Raw genomic sequence first — 14,761 nt, 5'->3', positions numbered from 1 at the left:
TCGTCGAATCCGGGCCGGGCGCCGGGCCGACGAGGGTCAGGTGATGTGCACGGTCCGCGGGCGCCCCTGGCAGGATGCCGGTCCGTGCCCGCCGATTCCCCGCTCCTCCAGGCCTACCGCGGCGTCCGATCCGAGCGCCTGCCCGTCTGGTTCATGCGCCAGGCCGGCCGCTCGCTGCCCGAGTACAAGGCGACGCGCGCCGGCACCGCGATGCTCGACGCCTGTCTGACCCCCGAGCTCGCCGCCGAGATCACGCTGCAGCCGGTCCGGCGCCACGGCGTCGACGCCGCGATCTTCTTCAGCGACATCGTCGTCCCGCTGAAGCTCGCCGGGGTCGACGTCGAGATCGCCCCCGGCCGCGGCCCCGTGTTCGGCCGCCCGGTGCGGGACGCCGCCGACCTCGCCGACCTCGTCGCCCACGACCTGCCCGACGACGCGCTCGCGCCGATCGAGGAGGCCGTCGCGCGCACGGTCGCCGAGCTGGGCGACGTGCCGCTCATCGGCTTCGCCGGCGCTCCCTTCACCCTCGCCTCCTACGTCGTCGAGGGCGGTCCCTCGAAGGATCAGCTGCGCGCCAGGACCCTCATGCACGCGGACCCGGAGGCGTGGCGGACGCTGACGGACTTCCTCGCCCGCCTCTCCGGCGCCTTCCTCGCCGCGCAGGTCCGAGCCGGCGCCCGCGCCGTGCAGCTGTTCGACTCCTGGGCGGGCGGGCTTTCCGAGGCGGACTACCGCGCCGGCGCGCTGCCGGCCTCCGCGGCCGCGCTCGCCGCGGTCGACGGCGTGCCGAAGGTCCACTTCGGCACCGGGACGGCCCTGCTGCTCGCGGCCATGCGCGATGCGGGGGCGGACGTCGTCGGCGTCGACCACCGCATCCCGCTCGACGCGGCCTCCGCGCTGCTCGGCGGCACGACGCCCGTGCAGGGGAACATCGACCCCGCGCTGCTCGCCGCCCCGTGGCCCGTGCTCGAGCGGCACCTCGAGCAGGTCGTCGAGGCGGGTCGCGCCGCGCCCGCGCACGTGCTGAACCTCGGGCACGGGGTGCCGCCGGAGACCGATCCGGGCGTGCTCACGCGCATCGTCGACTGGGCCCACCGCCGCTGATGCGCACCGTCGTCATCGGGGGCGGCGTCGCCGGGCTCGTCGCGGCCCGGCGCCTCGCGATCCACGGCGACGACGTCGTGCTGCTCGAGGCGTCCGACCGGCTCGGCGGGCGCATCCGACCCCTCGACGTCGGCGGCGTGACCGTCGACGTCGGGGCGGAGAGCTTCGCCGTGCGCGGCGGCGTGGTGCGGACCCTCGTCGACGACCTCGGGCTCGGCGACGCGGTCCGCGAGCCGGCCGGATCGGCGTGGGTCGCGCTCGCGGACCGCACCGTGCCGCTGCCGGCGGGCGGGGTCCTCGGCATCCCCTCGTCCCCGGTCGCGACGGACGTCGTCCGCGTGATCGACGGGAGGGGCGCGGCCCGCGCCTACCTGGATCGGCTGCTGCCCGTGCTCAAGGTCGGCCGGTACGAACGGCTCGGCCCGCTCGTCCGGGCGCGGATGGGCGACCGCGTGCTCGAGCGGCTGGTCGCCCCGGTCGTGGAGAACGTCTACGGCGCCGACCCCGACGAGGTGCCGGTCGAGCTGATCGCACCGGGCCTCAACGCGGCGATCACGGCCGCCGGGTCGCTGTCGGGCGCCGTGCTGGGCCTGCGGGCCGCCGCTCCCGCGGGCGCGGCGGCGCAGGGTCTCGAGGGCGGGGTGCACCGGCTCGTCGACGCCCTCGCGGCGCGCGTGCGCTCCCTCGGCGCCGACGTGCGCACGGATGCGCCCGTGATCGGGCTGCACCCGCATCCGGAGGGGGAGGGCTTCACCGTCGTCACCGAGCGGGAGGACCTCGAGGCGGACCGCGTCGTGCTCGCCGTCGACGGGGCCGCAGCGCTCGACCTCCTCCGCGATGCCGCCCCGGCGCTCGCCGCGATGCCCCGACCCGCGCCGGCCGAGACGCGCGCGGTCGTGCTGCTCGTCGAGGACGCCCGGCTCGACGGCGCCCCGCGCGGGACCGGCGTGCTGCGGGCCGCCGGCAGGACGGACGTCCGCGCGACCGCGATCACGCACCTCACCGCGAAGTGGCCGTGGCTCGCCGACCGCGCCGGACGGCGACGGCACCTGCTCCGCCTCGCGTACCGGGGGCACGACGCGGTGCCGGACGCGGTCGTGCTCGGGGACGCGGCCGCCCTGCTCGGGGTCGACGCTCTGCACGCGGCCGCCCGCGTCGACGCGCCCTGGACGGACACGGCCCCGGCCCTCGCCCCGGAGACGATCGCCCTCCGGTCGGCGCTCGCGCGGACGACGCTGCCGCCGGGCCTCACCGTCGCGGGCTCGTGGGTCGCGGGGACCGGCCTCGCGTCGGTGGTCGCGGGCGCCGAGCGCGCGGCGCGACCGCGGACGTCCTGAACCGCACCAGGAGCATCCTGATCATCCGTCGGGAACATCCTGAGCACTCAGTCGGCGGTCGATACAGTTGCCGACGTCGTTCAGACCGGAACGGCGACACGTCCGAGCAAAGAGGTGAACCATGGCGGGTCGAATCTTCTTCGTCGCCGGTGCAGCGGTCGGGTACGTCCTCGGTGCCCGGGCGGGCCGACGGCGTTACGACCAGATCAAGTCCGCGGCCGACCGCCTGTGGAACGACCGCAACGTCCAGAAGGGCGTGAACGAGGTCGTCGGCACGGTGCAGGGCTTCGTCAAGGAGAAGGCGCCGGAGGTGCAGGACGCCGTCGTGGGCCAGGCCAAGAAGGTCGTCTCGAAGGTGAAGCGGACGGACGACGGCGAGCCGTCGCCGTCCATCTGACGACGATGGCGGCTGACAAGAACGACGGCAAGAAGTCCGTCTTCACCCTGATCGGCGAGCTGCCCGGCCTGATCACCACGCTGATCCGGGACGAGATCGAGCAGCTGAAGCGGGAGCTCGTCACGCGCCTGAAGAGCGCGGGCATCGGCATCGCGCTCTTCGCGGGCGCGGCCGTGTTCCTCTACTTCGCGGCGTTCCCGCTGCTCGCCGCGGCGGTGCTCGGGCTCGGTGAGGCGCTGCCCCTGTGGCTGTCCGCGCTGATCATCGGCGCGCTGCTGCTGATCATCGCGGTCGTCCTCGTGCTCATCGGCGTCTCGCGCCTCAAGAAGGGCGTGCCGCCGGTGCCGAAGGAAGCGGTCGACAGCGTGAAAGACGACGTGAAGGCGTTCAAGGGGGTCCAGCAGTATGACCGATGACAAGGAGCGCCAGCTCTCCGAGATCCGGTCCGACATCGAGGCCACCCGGCAGCGGCTCGCGGAGACCCTCGACGCGATCGAGGACCGCCTGGACGTGCCGAAGCGCGTCCGATCGGCCCTCCGTGACGCGATCGACACCCTCGACACAGTCCGGCAGGAGCGTCCCGAGGTCGTGTACGCCGCGCTCGCCGCAGCCCTCGGGCTCGTCGCCGGCGTCACCGCGCTGATCATCCGGAGCGCGACCAGGAGGTAGCGGCGGGTGGGGGTCCCCTCCCGCCGAGAGGGTGCCCGGCGGGACCGGGCACCCATCCACGAGGTGCGACACTGTCTGCGGCCTGCGCCGTCGCGGCCGAGACGACGTCGAGCAGACGGCGTCCGATGCGCAGGGTCGCAGCAGCCCGCGCGGGTGCACCCACGTGCTGCTTTCGAGGAAGTGCCGCACCATGACAGACGGAGGCTGGGCCCTCTGGGCCGTGTTCCGCCGAGGGACCGCCGGGCAGGTGCCCGGCGACAGTTCGACCGAGCACCTGGAGCAGGTCCTCCAGGAGCTCTCCGACAGGGGCGTGACGACCCGCGGGGTGTACGACGTCTCGGGACTCCGTGCCGACGCCGACCTCATGTTCTGGTTCCACGGCGACGACCCGGCCGTGCTCCAGTGGGCCGTGCGCCGCATCCGCCGCACCGCCATGCTCGCGCCGCTGATCCCGACCTGGAGCGCCCTCGGCGTGCACCGCGAGGCGGAGTTCAACCGCAGTCACGTACCCGGCTTCCTCCGCGGCGAGCGCGCGCGCGACTGGCTCGCGGTGTACCCCTTCGTGCGCGGCTACGACTGGTACGTGCTGCCCGAGGAGGACCGCAAGCGGATGCTCGCGGAGCACGGCAGGAAGGGCGCCGCGTTCACCTCCGTCGTCGCGAACACCGTCTCGGCGTTCGCGCTCGGCGACTACGAGTGGATCCTGCCGATGGAGTCCGACTCGCTCAGCGACCTCGTGGACATGATGCGCGACCTCCGGGCGACCGAGGCGCGGCTCCACGTGAACGAGGAGACGCCGTTCTTCACCGGCCGCCGCATCGAGCTGCACGAGCTGTACGAGGTGCTGTCGTGACCGCGGTGAACATCGGCGCGGTGCGCAACGCCTCCGAGCCCGCGTCCTCCGGCCCGGAGCACGTCGAGGTCCCCGTCGCGTACGACGGCATCCTGCTCGCGAGCTTCGGCGGCCCGGAGGGCCAGGACGACGTCATCCCCTTCCTCCGCAACGTCACCCGCGGTCGCGGGATCCCGGACGAGCGCCTCGAGGAGGTCGCGCACCACTACCGGCACTTCGGCGGCGTCTCCCCCATCAACGCGCAGAACCGCGCGCTGAAGGCCGCGCTCGAGGCCGAGCTGGCGGCCCGCGGCGTCGACCTGCCCGTGTACTGGGGCAACCGGAACTGGGGCCCGTTCCTCGCGGACGCGCTGCAGGAGGCGGCCGCGGCGGGCTCGAACCGGCTCATCGCGATCGCGACGAGCGCGTACAGCTCCTACTCCTCCTGCCGGCAGTACCGGGAGGACTTCGCGCGCGAGCTCGACGCGACGGGCCTCGCCGACACGATGGTGATCGACAAGGTGCGGCAGTACTTCGACCACCCCGGCTTCGTGGCGCCGTTCACGAAGGGCGTCGAGGAGGGACTCGCCGAGCTCGAGCGGCAGGTCCCCGGCATCGATCTCGCGAACGAGGCGCACGTGCTGTTCTGCACGCACTCGATCCCGACCGGCGACGCGTCGCACAGCGGTCCGGCGGCGCGCGGGTTCGGCGACGGCGGCGCGTACGCCGCGCAGCACACGGCGGTCGCCGAGGTCGTCATGGCCCGCAGCGGCCGCGACGTGCCCTGGGACCTCGTCTACCAGTCCCGCAGCGGGCCGCCCACGCAGCCCTGGCTCGAGCCCGACGTGAACGACGCGCTCCGCGACCTCGCGGGCCGTGGCGTCAAGGCCGTGCTGCTCGTGCCGCTCGGTTTCGTGTCGGACCACATGGAGGTCATGTGGGATCTGGACGAGGAGGCGACCGAGACCGCGCGCGAGCTCGGGATCGTCTCGGTCCGGACGCCGACCCCGGGCGTCGACCCGGCCTACGTCGCCGGCCTCGTGGACCTCGTGCTCGAGCGCGTGCACGGCACCCCGACCGCGGACCGGCCGGCGGAGACCGAGCTCGGCCCCTGGTACGACGTGTGCCGACCCGGCTGCTGCGAGAACGCGAGGCTCGGGTTCCGACCCGCGGTCGCCGGCCTCACCCCGTGACGGTGCGCCTCGGGACGAGGGGGAGCGCGCTCGCGCTCGCCCAGGCCGGGCGCATCCGCGACGCGATCCAGGCGCTCGGCGAGCCCTGCGAGCTCGTCGTCGTGACCACCCAGGGCGACGTGTCGAAGGCGTCGCTCGCGCAGATCGGCGGCACCGGCGTGTTCGCCGGCGCCCTGCGCGCGGCGCTCCTGGCGGAGGAGGTCGACCTCGTCGTCCACTCCCTCAAGGACCTGCCGATCGACCCGGCGCCCGGGCTGGTCGTGGCAGGCGTGCCCGTGCGGGAGGACGCGCGCGACGTGCTCTGCGCGCGCGACGGCCTCGACCTGGCGGCCCTGCCCGCCGGCGCGACGGTCGGTACGGGCTCGCCCCGCCGGCACGCGCAGCTGATCGACCGGCGGGACGACCTGCGCGTCGTCGACCTCCGCGGCAACGTCGACACCCGCCTCGGCCGCGTGCGGGACGGCGCGCTCGACGCGGTCGTGCTCTCCTGGGCCGGCCTCGCGCGGCTCGGCCGGCTCGACGCCGCGACGGAGGTGCTCGACCTCGAGTCGTGGCCGACCGCCGCGGGGCAGGGCGCGCTCGCACTCGAGGTGCGGGAGGCCGACTCCGACCCGGCGACGCCGATCGGCGCGGTGATCGCGAAGCTCACCGATCCTTCCGCGCGCGACGCGGCCACGGCGGAGCGCCGCGTGCTCGGACTGCTCGAGGCCGGCTGCGCCGCCCCGATCGGCGTCGCGAGCACCGTCGGCGAGGGATCGGCGACCCTCTGGGCCTCGGTGCACCGGCCCGGCGGCGGGCGACGGCTCGATCGCCGGCGGACGGTCTCCTTCGCTGCCGATGACCGCGGCGCCGAGCTCGCCGCCGCGGCGGACGCCCTCGCCGCGGAGCTGCTCGCCGCTGGAGCCGCGGATCTCGCACCGCTCGGAGCGCAGGCATGACCGGCGACAAGCCGCTGCGCGGCTGGAAGGTGCTCGTCCCGCGCGGCGGCCCGTGGGGCCACGGGGTGGCCGCGGAGCTGCGGCTCCGAGGCGCGAATCCCGTCGTCGCGCCCTCGATCAACTTCGCGGGCACCGCCGACGGCCCGGCGCTCGACCAGGCGCTCACCCGCCTCACGGGCGGCGAGTACGACTGGATGTCGGTCACGAGCGCGACGACGGTGGACGTGCTGTCCGCCCATCGCGTGGTCCTCCCGGAGCGCACGAAGGTCGCCGCGGTCGGCGAGACGACCGCGGCCGCGCTCGGCGCCGCCGGCTACCGGGTCGACTTCGTCCCGCGCCGCGACAACTCCGCCGCCGGCCTGCTGGCCGAGTGGGGCGACGCGACCGAGGGCGTCGTGCCGCTCAGGATCCTCGCCCTGCGCAGCGACATCGCGAAGCCGGTGCTGACCGACGGTCTCCGCGCCGCGGGGCACGACGTCGACTCCGTCGTCGCCTACCGCACCGTCGGCGTGCCCATCGCGCCGGAGACGATCGCGCAGGTCGCGTCCGGCCAGTTCGACGCGATCCTCATCACCTCGGGCAGCGTCGCGAACCAGATCTCCATGCAGATCGGTCTCGTGCCGTCGCGCACGATCATCGCCTGCATCGGCCCGCGCACGGCCGTCGACGCCGAGGCGGCCGGCCTGCGCGTCGACCTCGTCGCGCGGGAGCGGAGCAGCGAGTCGCTGATCGACACCCTCGAGGAGCTCGCCCTCCACCGACCCATGCAAGGACCGCTGCCATGAGCCCCGTCGTCCGTCCCCGTCGCCTCCGGCAGTCGGCCGCCGTCCGCCGGCTCGTGAGCGAGACCCGCACGGATCCGGCGCAGCTCGTGCTGCCGATGTTCGTGCGGGAGGGGGCGACCGGGCCCCGCCCCATCGAGTCGATGCCGGGCGTGCTGCACCACGACCTCGACAGCCTCCGGCGCGCGGCCGTCGAGGCCGTGGCGGCGGGCGTCGGCGGGCTGATGCTCTACGGCGTGCCCGAGCACCGCGACGCGATCGGCTCCGGCGGCACGGATCCCGACGGCATCCTCAACGTCGCGACCCGCGCGGTCGCCGCGGAGGTCGGCGACGCGGTCGTGATCCAGACGGACCTGTGCCTCGACGAGTTCACGGACCACGGCCACTGCGGCGTGCTCGCCGCCGACGGCTCGGTCGACAACGACGCCACCCTCCTCCGCTACCGCGACATGGCGCTCGCGCAGGCGGAGGCCGGATCGCACATGCTCGGCCTCTCCGGGATGATGGACGGCCAGACCGCGGCGGTCCGGGAGGCGCTCGACGCGGCCGGGCGCCAGGACGTCCTGCTGCTCGCCTACTCCGCGAAGTACGCCTCGTCGCTGTACGGCCCCTTCCGGGACGCGGTCGAGTCGGCGCTGCAGGGCGACCGCCGCACCTACCAGCTGGACCCCGCCAACCGCCGCGAGGGGCGGCGGGAGGCCGTACTCGACGTCGCCGAAGGGGCGGACGTCGTCATGGTCAAGCCGGCCTCCTTCTACCTCGACGTGCTCGCCGACGTCGCGCGCGAGAGCCCGGTGCCGGTGTGGGCGTACCAGGTGTCCGGCGAATACGCGATGGTCGAGGCGGCCGCGGCGAACGGCTGGATCGACCGCGAACGGACGATCCTCGAGTCCGTGACCGCGATCCGCCGCGCCGGCGCGGACGCGGTCCTGACCTACTGGGCGACGGAGGTGGCCGGATGGCTGCGGAACCGGTGAGTTCGACGGCGGGCGCGCACCTCGCGGACGCGCCCGACGCGGAGCAGCGCGTCGCGGCGCCGGAGGAGCCCCTTCGAGGGCCTCAGGACGCCGCGTTCGACGCGAATGCGCGGCTGTTCGAGCGGGCGCAGCGCTCCATCCCGGGCGGCGTCAACTCCCCCGTCCGCGCATACCGCTCCGTCGGCGGCGCGCCCCGATTCGTGCAGCGCGCGTCCGGGCCGTACGTCTACGACGCCGAGGACCGCGAGTACGTCGACCTCGTCGCCAGCTGGGGGCCCGCCCTGCTCGGGCACGGGAACCCGGCCGTCGTCGACGCGGTGAAGCGCGCCGCGGACCGCGGGCTGTCGTTCGGCGCGCCGACCGAGGGCGAGGTCGAGCTCGCCGAGCTCGTCCGCGCCCGCGTCCACCGCGATGGTCGCTCGCCGATCGAGCGCCTCCGCCTCGTCTCGACGGGGACGGAGGCGACGATGACCGCCGTCCGCCTCGCCCGCGGCGCGACCGGCCGGTCCCTCGTGGTGAAGTTCGCCGGGCACTACCACGGGCACTCCGACGGGCTGCTCGCCGACGCCGGGTCGGGGCTCGCCACGTTCGCGCTGCCCGCCTCCGCCGGGGTGCCGGCGGAGATCGCGGCGCAGACCCTCGTGCTGCCCTACAACGACGAGGCGGCGCTCCGCCTGGCGTTCGAGCGCCACCCCGGTCGCATCGCCGCGGTGATCACCGAGGCGGCCGCGGCGAACATGGGCGTCGTCGCGCCGGACGACGGCTTCAACCGCACGATCGTCGACGTCGCGCACGCCGACGGCGCGCTCGTGATCATGGACGAGGTGCTGACCGGCTTCCGCGTCCACGCCGGCGGCTGGTGGGCGCTCGACCCCGCGGGCGCGGTGGACGTCGACCTCCTCACCTTCGGCAAGGTCATCGGCGGCGGCATGCCGCTCGCGGCCCTCGGCGGTCGGGCGTCGGTCATGGACCTGCTCGCGCCTCTCGGCCCCGTGTACCAGGCGGGCACCCTGTCCGGGAACCCGCTCGCGGTCGCGGCGGGCCTCGCGACGCTGCGCGCGGCGGACGACGGCGTGTACGCCCGCGTCGACGCCGCGGCCGACCGCGTCGTCGCGGCGGTGGGCTCGGCGCTCTCGGCGGCCGGCGTGGCCCACGCGATCTCCCGGGCCGGCAACCTGTTCAGCGTGGCGTTCGGGCTCGAGCGGGCCCCGCGCGACTACGACGAGGTGCGCGCCCAGGAGTCGTGGCGGCACCCCGCGTTCTTCCACGCGATGCTCGAGCAGGGCGTGAGCCTGCCGCCCTCCGTGTTCGAGGCGTGGTTCCTCACCGCAGCGCATGACGACGCGGCGCTCGCCCGGGTCGAGGAGGCCCTGCCGGCCGCGGCCCGCGCCGCGGCCGCCGCGACGCCGCCCGCCTGACCCCTTCCCCGAGAACGGGCCCGGCGCCGGGTCAGGCGATCGGCGGCACCGTCCTCGGCCGCACGAGGAGCAGCAGCGCGGTCGCCGCGACGACGCCGGCGACGGCGGCGACGATCCCGATCGACGACGCGACCGCGGCGCCGAGGAAACCGACGATCAGGGGCGTGACCGCCGCCAGGCCGAAGTTGCCGACGCCCAGCAGGCTGGCCGCGGTGCCGGCCTCCTCCCCGTGGTGCAGGAGGCCGAGCACCTGCACGCAGGGGAACGTGAACCCGCACGCGGTCAGGAACACGGCGAGGGGCACGAGGACCGCGACGAGCGGGGCCGGGTACAGGAGGGTGGTGAGCAGTGCGCCCGCGCTCAGCAGCTGCGCCGAGATCGTGCCGACGAGGATCCACTGCGGGCCGATGCGCCGCATCACCCGGGCGGAGAGCTGCGCGCCGCCGATGACACCGACGGAGTTCATCGCGAACACGACGCCGTACTGCTGCGGGTCGAGGCCGTAGCCGCCCTGCAGGAGGAACGGCGAGACGGCGAGGTAGGAGAACAGCCCCGCGCCGTTCATGGCGCCGACGACCATCGCGCCGACGAAGAAGCGGTCGTGCAGCACGGCGCCGTAGCGGGATCGGACGGTCCGCCGGACGCGGGAGGCGCGCTGCTCCGCCGGTCGCGTCTCGCCGATGCCGATGGCGCCCAGGGTCAGCGCGCCCGCGCCGTAGACGGCGAGGCAGACGAAGAGACCGCGCCAGTCGAGCACGGCGAGCAGCTGGGAGCCGATCAGCGGCGCGATGATCGGGGCGGCGCCCGACACGAGGCCCATGTTCGCGAGCATGCGCACGAGGCGGTGCCCGTGGAAGAGGTCCCGCACCATCGCCGCGGCGACCACGCCGCCGCCGGCCGCGCCCATGCCCATCAGCAGCCGCAGGGCGGCGAGCACGCCCACGTCGGGCGCCATCGCGGCGCCGAGGCAGGCGAGCACGTGCACGCTCGTCGCGACCAGGAGGGGGACGCGCCGCCCGAACCGGTCGGACAGCGGACCGACGAGGAGCTGGCCGAGCGCGAAGCCCGCGACCGTCGCGGAGAGCGTCAGCTGGATGGCGACGTCCGTCGTCGCGAACGAGGCCTGCACGGCGGGGAACGCGGGGAGGTAGAGGTCGGTCGTGAACGGGCCGAGGGCGACGAGCAGCCCGAGGATGACGACGACGGTGGCCCGCGCGCGGGGCCGGAGGGCGTCGCCCGGCGACAGGCGGACGGCGGCGATGGAGGCGGTGTTCGTGGACACGAGGCGGTTCCCGGGATGTGGCGGGCGGCGGTGCGCATCTCCGGAACGGCATCGGCAGCACTGGCGCCGACCCCGGCACCGGCGCGCGTGAAGACCCGAGAAGCCTCGATCTGCAAGCGATTGCGGAGCAAACCCCTCGTCCGGCGCGTCGCGCGGCCGTAGCGTTGTCCCTGCCGGATCGGCCGGCGCGGGGACGGGTGGGATGCCGGCGACGATCCGGGACGTGGCCAGGCTGGCCGGCGTGTCCGAGGCCACGGTCTCGCGCGCCCTCCGCGACCTCCGGCACGTCGCCCCGGAGACCGTCGAGGCCGTGCGGGAGGCGGCCGACCGGCTGGGGTTCGTCCCGTCCCGCAACGCCGCCGCGCTCGCGACGGGGCGCCCGAAGGTCGTCGGCGTGGTCACGCCGCTGCTGACGGGGTGGTTCTACGCCGCCGTGCTCGAGGGCGTCGACGCCGCGCTGCGACGCGCGGGCTGGGCGACGAGCCTCGTGAACCTCGCCGAGCCCGGCGGTGCGCGCCGCCGCCTCACCGCGGCGGAGCTCCGGGCCGGACAGGCGTCGGCCCACGTCGTGATCGGGTTCGGACTCGACGCGGACGAGCAGCAGGTGCTCCGCGACGTCCGCGCCCCGCTCGTGTCCGTCGGCGGGCGGTTCGCCGGCGTGCGGGGGATCTCGATCCCGGAGGCGGACGCGGCGCGCCTCGCCGTGGGACACCTGCTCGCCCTCGGGCACCGGCGCATCGCGCACGTCGGCGCCGTGCTCGACCCCGGCGTGCTCGAGAGCGTGCTGGGCGCGCGGCGCGAGGCCTGGACGACGATGCTCGCGGAGGCGGGCGTCGCCGCGCCCTCCTGGTGGTTCGCGTCGGGCGGCCTCAGCATCGACGGCAGCCGCGCCGCGGCGCTGCAGCTGCTCGCCCGGCCGGACCGCCCGACCGCCGTGTTCGCCGCGACCGACGAGACGGCGTTCGGGGTGCTGCTCGCGGCGCAGCGGCTCGGGCTCCGCGTGCCCGAGGACCTGTCGGTCGCCGGCCTCGACGACCACCCCTACTCGGCGGGCTACGGGCTCACGACCGTCCGGCAGTCGCCCGCCGAGCAGGGCGCTCGTGCGGCCGACCTGCTCCTCGCGGACCTCGGGGCGCGCCGCGGCGCGGTCAGCACCGCTCCGGCGCCCGTGGAGCTCGTCGTCCGGTCGTCGACCGCTCCGCCGGCCGCCTGACGGGACGGCTCAGGCCGCGAGGGTCATGACCGGGCACGGCGACGGGGTGGCTCGTCTCCGCGAGCCCCGAGCGCGAGCTCCACGTCGTCGAAGGCGTCCGCGGACGCCGGTACGACGGTCGTGCCGCTCACGGTGCGATCCGCACCACGACCCGCCCGCGCACGGCGCCCGCGAGCACGTCCTCCGCGACCGCGGGCGCCTCGGCGAGCTCGACGACGCGCTCGGTGAGCCGGTCGACGACGGCGCCGTCGATCCGCTCGGCGAGCAGGTCCCACGCCGCGCGGCGCCGTGCCGCAGGGAGGTCGACGGAGAAGATCCCCGCGAGGGTCGCACCGCGCAGGATGAACGGCAGCACCGTGCCCGGCAGGTCCGGCGAGGCCGCGAGCCCGCACGCCGCGACGGTGCCGCCGGGGAGGGTCTGCGCGATCGCGTTCACGAGCGCACCGCCACCGAGGGAGTCGACGACGCCGGCCCAGACGGCCTTCTGCAGCGGCCGGCCCGGCTCCGCGGGCAGTCGGTCGACCACCCGCGAGGCGCCCAGCGCGCGGAGGTGGTCCCCGATCGCGTCCGCGCGTCCCGTCGCGGCGTGCACCTCGCGGCCCGCCGCCGCGAGCAGGGCGATCGCGAAGCCGCCGACCCCGCCTCCCGCGCCGGTCACGAGCACCGGGCCGTCGGGGAGGCCGTCGCGCTCGAGCGCCGCGACCGCCAGCGCCGCGGTGACGCCAGCCGTGCCGATCCCGGCGGCCTGCTGCGGCGTGAACGGCGCCGGGACGGGCACGGCCGTCGCCGGATCGATCGCGACGCGCTCCGCCAGCCCGCCGTCGGTCCGCTCGCCGAGCCCGGCGCCGGTCACCACGACGACCTCACCCGCCGCGTCCCGGCCGACGACGTCGATGCCGGGCACGAGCGGCAGCGACCGCAGCACACCGGGACGCCCCCGCAGTGCGAGGGCGTCCTTGTAGTTGAGGGACGACCAGAGCGCCGTGAGGACGTGCCCGTCCGGTTCGGCACGGTCGCCGAGCGCCGCCGGTGCGCCCGCCTCGGACGCGACGATCGCCCGCACGGTCAGCCGTCGAGGTCGACGGTGCGCGCCTCGCCCACGTCCGGGCGGCCGCCCGTGACCGCGGCCTTCGCGTACTTGAGGAGCACGAGCGGCGTCGGGGCGTCGGTCGCCCAGTACTCGGCCGTGTGCGCCGTCACCTTGAGCAGCGCGACCTTCGGATCCTGGCGTCCGTCCTCGAACCAGGCCTCGGCGCCGGTGTCCCAGAGCTCGTCGATCTTCGCCGGGTCCTTGACGATCGACGCCTCCCCGGCGATCGACACCCAGCCCTTGCCGGAGTCGAGCGCGACGTTCACCTGCGGGTTCGCGCGGACCTCGTCCGTCTTGTGCGACGGGTCCTCGGTGAAGAACCAGAGGTCGCCGTCGAACTCCCGGTCCTTGACCGACATCGGCCGGCTCACGAGCGCGCCGTGCTCGTTGACGGTGGTGATGATGCCGATCCGCGCCTTGCCGATGATCGTGCCGAGCTGTTCGAGCTCTTCCTTGGTCGCCATCCGCCGGACGGTAGCCGACCGACGGGCGAGAACCCTGCGCGTGCGCCCTGCGACGAAGCGCGCACGAACCACACGCCTGTCGTTCGCGCGATCTACGCTGGCCGGGTGCGGGGGACGGCGGGCGCGACGATCGCGGCCGAGCGCGTCGTGCGCACGGTCTATGCGCCGGCCGCGCCGGTCGATCTGATCGCCACCGTGCGGGTGCTGCGCCGCGGCGCCGGCGACCCGACCTACCGCCGCGAGCTCGACCGGCCCGTGGTCTGGCGGGCAGTCCGCACCCCCGACGGGCCCGCGACCCTGCGCCTCGCGCAGCACGCGGACGGGTCCGTGCACGCGTACGCCTGGGGCGATGGCGCCGAGTGGGCCATCGACGGCGTGCCGGAGCTGCTCGGCGCGGGCGACGAGTGGGACGACCTCGACGTCGCCGCGGTGCCGCTGCTCGCGGAGACCCTGCGCCGCCACGAGGGCCTGCGGCTGACGCGGTGCCGCCAGGTGCTCGAGATGCTCGTCGCGGCGATCCTGGAGCAGAAGGTCGCGACGGTCGACGCCCACCGCGCCTGGGCGTGGCTGGTCCGGCGGCACGGCGAGGCCGCACCGGGACCGGCGCCCGAGGGCATGCGCGTCGCGCCGTCCGCGAGCACCTGGCGCCGGGTCCCCTCCTGGGACTGGCACCGGGCCGGTGTCGATCCGAAGCGCTCCGCCGCGGTGATGGCGGCCACGGCCGTCGCCCCCGGCCTCGAGCGCACGCTCGCGCTGGGCCGCGGCGGCGCGGAGATCGCGCAGCGACTCCGCAGCGTGCCCGGCGTCGGCATCTGGACCGCGGCGGAGACGAGCCAGCGCTCGCACGGCGACCCGGACGCGCCGAGCTTCGGCGACCTCCACCTGCCCGGCATCGTCGGCACCGCGCTCATCGGCAGGAAGGTCGACGACGCGGGGATGCTCGAGCTGCTGGAGCCGTGGCGGGGGCACCGGCAGCGGGTCATGCGGCTCATCGTCGCGAGCGGGGTCGGTCCGCCGCGGCGCGCGCAGCGGCTGGCCCCGCAGGACCACCGCTTCCACTGACCG

The 14,761-nt window shown here is 75.5% G+C and carries 16 protein-coding genes; 13 read left to right on the top strand and 3 right to left on the bottom strand.

The features are described from left to right. Positions 1-84: 84 nt before the first annotated feature. The 11 genes from hemE (at position 85) to CLV52_RS01620 (ending at position 9,647) form a co-directional block, all read left to right on the top strand. Positions 85-1,104, top strand: a complete 1,020-nt coding sequence (gene hemE / locus CLV52_RS01670) for a uroporphyrinogen decarboxylase (protein ID WP_425455650.1) — start codon at positions 85-87, stop codon at positions 1,102-1,104. Further along, positions 1,104-2,441 (top strand): protoporphyrinogen/coproporphyrinogen oxidase, encoded by a 1,338-nt coding sequence (locus tag CLV52_RS01665; protein WP_133764259.1) that lies wholly within the window; start codon positions 1,104-1,106, stop codon positions 2,439-2,441. Before hemE ends, CLV52_RS01665 begins: the two co-directional genes overlap by 1 nt. Positions 2,442-2,562: 121 nt before the next feature. Beyond that, positions 2,563-2,838 carry a YtxH domain-containing protein gene (locus tag CLV52_RS01660; RefSeq protein WP_133764257.1) on the top strand — a complete coding sequence of 92 codons (276 nt, stop codon included), beginning with the start codon at positions 2,563-2,565 and terminating at the stop codon, positions 2,836-2,838. 5 nt (positions 2,839-2,843) lie between these two features. Next, complete coding sequence (locus CLV52_RS01655; protein ID WP_133764255.1) at positions 2,844-3,254, top strand: phage holin family protein; 411 nt, start codon at positions 2,844-2,846, stop codon at positions 3,252-3,254. Continuing rightward, the gene (locus CLV52_RS01650) at positions 3,244-3,507 is read left to right on the top strand and encodes a DUF3618 domain-containing protein (protein ID WP_133764253.1); all 264 of its coding nucleotides are present in this window, start codon (positions 3,244-3,246) and stop codon (positions 3,505-3,507) included. The genes CLV52_RS01655 and CLV52_RS01650 overlap by 11 nt, the downstream gene beginning before the upstream one ends. A gap of 190 nt (positions 3,508-3,697) precedes the next feature. Beyond that, on the top strand, positions 3,698-4,360 hold the full coding sequence (hemQ, locus tag CLV52_RS01645) for a hydrogen peroxide-dependent heme synthase (protein ID WP_133764251.1): 663 nt from the start codon (positions 3,698-3,700) through the stop codon (positions 4,358-4,360). Beyond that, entirely contained in the window at positions 4,357-5,532 is a 1,176-nt protein-coding gene (locus tag CLV52_RS01640; protein ID WP_133764249.1) for a ferrochelatase, read from the top strand. Before hemQ ends, CLV52_RS01640 begins: the two co-directional genes overlap by 4 nt. Further along, positions 5,529-6,470: a hydroxymethylbilane synthase gene (gene hemC / locus CLV52_RS01635; protein ID WP_211342583.1), complete on the top strand. Its 942-nt coding sequence runs from the start codon at positions 5,529-5,531 to the stop codon at positions 6,468-6,470. Before CLV52_RS01640 ends, hemC begins: the two co-directional genes overlap by 4 nt. Beyond that, positions 6,467-7,255, top strand: a complete 789-nt coding sequence (locus CLV52_RS01630) for a uroporphyrinogen-III synthase (protein ID WP_133764247.1) — start codon at positions 6,467-6,469, stop codon at positions 7,253-7,255. Before hemC ends, CLV52_RS01630 begins: the two co-directional genes overlap by 4 nt. After that, entirely contained in the window at positions 7,252-8,229 is a 978-nt protein-coding gene (hemB, locus tag CLV52_RS01625; protein ID WP_133764245.1) for a porphobilinogen synthase, read from the top strand. The genes CLV52_RS01630 and hemB overlap by 4 nt, the downstream gene beginning before the upstream one ends. Beyond that, on the top strand, positions 8,211-9,647 hold the full coding sequence (locus CLV52_RS01620) for a glutamate-1-semialdehyde 2,1-aminomutase (RefSeq protein WP_133764243.1): 1,437 nt from the start codon (positions 8,211-8,213) through the stop codon (positions 9,645-9,647). The genes hemB and CLV52_RS01620 overlap by 19 nt, the downstream gene beginning before the upstream one ends. A 31-nt stretch (positions 9,648-9,678) precedes the next feature. On the opposite strand, the gene CLV52_RS01615 is transcribed toward CLV52_RS01620, so the two are convergent. Continuing rightward, positions 9,679-10,929: a multidrug effflux MFS transporter gene (locus tag CLV52_RS01615; RefSeq protein WP_246017888.1), complete on the bottom strand. Its 1,251-nt coding sequence runs from the start codon at positions 10,927-10,929 to the stop codon at positions 9,679-9,681. Between the two features lie 223 nt (positions 10,930-11,152). Between CLV52_RS01615 and CLV52_RS01610 the strand changes: the two genes are divergently transcribed. After that, positions 11,153-12,142: a LacI family DNA-binding transcriptional regulator gene (locus CLV52_RS01610; RefSeq protein ID WP_162850672.1), complete on the top strand. Its 990-nt coding sequence runs from the start codon at positions 11,153-11,155 to the stop codon at positions 12,140-12,142. 127 nt (positions 12,143-12,269) lie between these two features. Here CLV52_RS01610 and CLV52_RS01605 read toward each other — a convergent pair whose 3' ends face one another. Further along, positions 12,270-13,205, bottom strand: a complete 936-nt coding sequence (locus CLV52_RS01605; protein ID WP_133764238.1) for a zinc-binding dehydrogenase — start codon at positions 13,203-13,205, stop codon at positions 12,270-12,272. Between the two features lie 2 nt (positions 13,206-13,207). Then, positions 13,208-13,696 carry a pyridoxamine 5'-phosphate oxidase family protein gene (locus tag CLV52_RS01600; RefSeq protein WP_133764236.1) on the bottom strand — a complete coding sequence of 163 codons (489 nt, stop codon included), beginning with the start codon at positions 13,694-13,696 and terminating at the stop codon, positions 13,208-13,210. 105 nt (positions 13,697-13,801) lie between these two features. Between CLV52_RS01600 and CLV52_RS01595 the strand changes: the two genes are divergently transcribed. Further along, positions 13,802-14,758, top strand: coding sequence for a DNA-3-methyladenine glycosylase family protein (locus tag CLV52_RS01595; RefSeq protein ID WP_246017887.1), 957 nt, complete (start codon positions 13,802-13,804; stop codon positions 14,756-14,758). Positions 14,759-14,761 lie beyond the last annotated feature (3 nt).

Source organism: Amnibacterium kyonggiense, assembly GCF_004364555.1.
Classification (GTDB): Bacteria; Actinomycetota; Actinomycetes; order Actinomycetales; family Microbacteriaceae; genus Amnibacterium; species Amnibacterium kyonggiense.
This window is presented reverse-complemented; position numbering and strand designations above follow the sequence as displayed.

Bases quoted from the DNA above. Each gene is read 5' to 3' on its own strand.
- CLV52_RS01600 (WP_133764236.1), bottom strand. From the start codon at position 13,696: ATGGCGACCAAGGAAGAGCTCGAACAGCTCGGCACGATCATCGGCAAG.
- CLV52_RS01660 (WP_133764257.1), top strand. From the start codon at position 2,563: ATGGCGGGTCGAATCTTCTTCGTCGCCGGTGCAGCGGTCGGGTACGTC.
- CLV52_RS01655 (WP_133764255.1), top strand. From the start codon at position 2,844: ATGGCGGCTGACAAGAACGACGGCAAGAAGTCCGTCTTCACCCTGATC.
- hemQ (WP_133764251.1), top strand. From the start codon at position 3,698: ATGACAGACGGAGGCTGGGCCCTCTGGGCCGTGTTCCGCCGAGGGACC.
- CLV52_RS01650 (WP_133764253.1), top strand. From the start codon at position 3,244: ATGACCGATGACAAGGAGCGCCAGCTCTCCGAGATCCGGTCCGACATC.
- CLV52_RS01620 (WP_133764243.1), top strand. From the start codon at position 8,211: ATGGCTGCGGAACCGGTGAGTTCGACGGCGGGCGCGCACCTCGCGGAC.
- CLV52_RS01665 (WP_133764259.1), top strand. From the start codon at position 1,104: ATGCGCACCGTCGTCATCGGGGGCGGCGTCGCCGGGCTCGTCGCGGCC.
- CLV52_RS01630 (WP_133764247.1), top strand. From the start codon at position 6,467: ATGACCGGCGACAAGCCGCTGCGCGGCTGGAAGGTGCTCGTCCCGCGC.
- hemB (WP_133764245.1), top strand. From the start codon at position 7,252: ATGAGCCCCGTCGTCCGTCCCCGTCGCCTCCGGCAGTCGGCCGCCGTC.